Origin of the sequence: uncultured Campylobacter sp. (genome assembly GCF_938045465.1) — a bacterium.
GTDB lineage: Bacteria > Campylobacterota > Campylobacteria > Campylobacterales > Campylobacteraceae > Campylobacter_B.
In genome coordinates, this window is the sequence record NZ_CALIBF010000020.1 from 1 (window position 1) to 2,203 (window position 2,203).

Here is a 2,203-nt window from a genome sequence, read left to right on the forward strand (position 1 = left end):
CGCCGCCTGTAGTCTCCCCGCTCGCGCCTTGATCGAGCTTCGCCGCTACGGCATCCACGATGTCGCCAAGGGTTTGGATGTTTTTAAAATCATCTGGCATCAGCTTATAGCCCGTGTTTTTCTTGACGTAATCGACCAGATCGATCGCATCGATGCTGTCGATCTGCAGATCCTCGTAAATTTTAGCCTCCGGCACGACCTTGCTCTCGTCGATCTCGAAGAGCTCCACGAGCGCCTTTTTTAAAATTTCAAAAATTTCATCTTTACTCATTTTTACTCCTATTTTCGGCGATATATTGCGCCAAAGACGCAACGGATGAGAAAATTTGCTTTAAATTTTGGGTTTTTGAGTTAAGCACGATGCCGTATTTTTTCTGTACCAAAAGCCCGAGCTCCAGTGCATCGACCGAATCGAGCCCCAGCCCGTCGCTAAAAAGCGGCTCGTCGTCATTTATGTCGCCTGGTGCGACGTCTTCGAGGTTCAGCCCCGAAATGATCAGCTCCTTAAGCTCCAAAATTTCTTCGTTCACAGATTCTCCTTTTCATATAGATTTGATATTTTTTCATAGAGTTTGCGCACTCGGATCGGGTTTGGACGATCCGGCTCGAAGCCCGTTAGATCAAGCGCGCACAGCTCGTAGAGGTCGTATTTCATCCGAACCTCGGGCGTATCGTACCATACTTGTCCTTTTTTTAGGCTTTTAGGATCCATTTTTATCGCGATGCAATTCATATTTTTTGCGAAATTTATCGCGATGTAAAACGCCGCTTTGTGCATGGCGATGCGATCCGCGGTGCGCGTGCCCTCTGGGAAGATGATTAGGCTTTCTCTTCGCGCAAGGGCGCTTCGGCACGCATCTATCATCGCTTCCGAGCCGGTGTTTGGGATGTAGCCCGCAGCTGCGATGGCAGCGGAGAGGAAGGGGTTTTTGCACAGGCTTTCCTTGACTACGCAGTTTGCGCGCCGTACGTGGGCTAAAAAGATCACCACGTCAAGCAGGCTGGGGTGGTTTGCGATGATGAGAGCACCGCTAGGCGGGAGCTTGCAGCGCCAGCTTACGCCGATGCTGCCGTAAAGTCGCGCTAGCAGCAAAAATATGCGCCACGAGATCATTATAAAATCGCGCACGAAATTTCGTACGACCTCTATGCGGTTTAGCCGCAGCAGCGCTACTGGGAGGAAGAGTAGGTTGCCCATCATACACAGCGCGCCGAAGCTTGCGAAGGATAACGCGATGCCGATCTGTTTGAGCTTGCGCCTTAGCGGATCTGTCTGTTTCATCGCTCGGCGCCTCTTTCGGCGGGGATTTCGCGGTTCTCGTTGGAGATTTTGCGGCTTTCGGCGGGGATTTGATGGCTCGTCATGCGGGCAGCCCCGATAAAATTTCTACGGCTTGCCGCTCGTCGCATCGCAGCGGAGTTTTTGCGGCTTTCTGTGCGCGATATTTCGGCTTGCGGCATGTGTCGAGGCAATAGAGCTTTTATGGTCTGAGCAGAAGCTCTGACGATCTCGACGCCGCGTATATACCGAGGCAATAAAATTTTTGCGGCGCGCGGTAAACTGCGATTTTGTAGAATTCTTGCCGTTTGCCGTGCGTATTGCCTCGGTGAAATTTCTGCGGCTTGCCGCATGCTTCGTCGTGCGTGCCATTGCGATGGAATTTCTGCGAAGCGCCATATACGCTGCTTTGGCGCCGCCATACGACGCGCCGTCTGATTAAATTTATAGCTCGCGGCGCAGTTAAATTTAAAATTCATCGCAACGCTTTGTCGTGCGCATCTTACCTGAGCGGCTATTCGGTTCATCACGCGGCTAAATTTAAACTCGTAGCCCAAGCCTTGATCTGCTAAATTTATGAAATTTACAGCCTGCTTCGCGTACCGTTTTAGCTCGCCGCATCTGTGTTTATAGCGAAATTTTACGATGTCTTCCATGCGCCGCTGCGGTAAAATTTTTATGGCTCGCAGCTCGCATCGTTTAGGCGGATTTTTTTTGGTTCGTTGCGTATGCTTCGGCGGCGTATTTTCGCAGTGCGCCTCATTGCAACGCGATTTGGGGGCGCACGGCACGCGCCCTTTCGGCGTGCTTTTAAGATGCGCCGTTTGGGCGAGTTCGTGTTTGGTAGCGCGGCTAAATTTAAAACTTTCACCATATCCGCGTTTAGCGGAGCGGCTAAATTTAAAGCTCGTCGTTCTCGCCTTT

At 51.2% G+C, this 2,203-nt stretch carries 4 protein-coding genes; all 4 read right to left on the reverse strand.

The window, feature by feature from the left end; translation table 11 throughout:
• On the reverse strand, window positions 1-271 hold a 271-nt coding region (locus Q0413_RS01135; RefSeq protein ID WP_298986419.1), incomplete at its 3' end, for an acyl carrier protein.
• The gene (locus Q0413_RS01140; protein ID WP_298062737.1) at window positions 264-530 is read right to left on the reverse strand and encodes a phosphopantetheine-binding protein; all 267 of its coding nucleotides are present in this window, start codon (window positions 528-530) and stop codon (window positions 264-266) included. The genes Q0413_RS01135 and Q0413_RS01140, both read right to left, overlap by 8 nt.
• Window positions 527-1,282, reverse strand: coding sequence for a 1-acyl-sn-glycerol-3-phosphate acyltransferase (locus Q0413_RS01145; RefSeq protein ID WP_298062736.1), 756 nt, complete (start codon window positions 1,280-1,282; stop codon window positions 527-529). Before Q0413_RS01145 ends, Q0413_RS01140 begins: the two co-directional genes overlap by 4 nt.
• Window positions 1,279-2,203: hypothetical protein (locus Q0413_RS01150; protein ID WP_298986422.1), on the reverse strand; the 925-nt coding region annotated here is incomplete at its 5' end. The genes Q0413_RS01145 and Q0413_RS01150, both read right to left, overlap by 4 nt.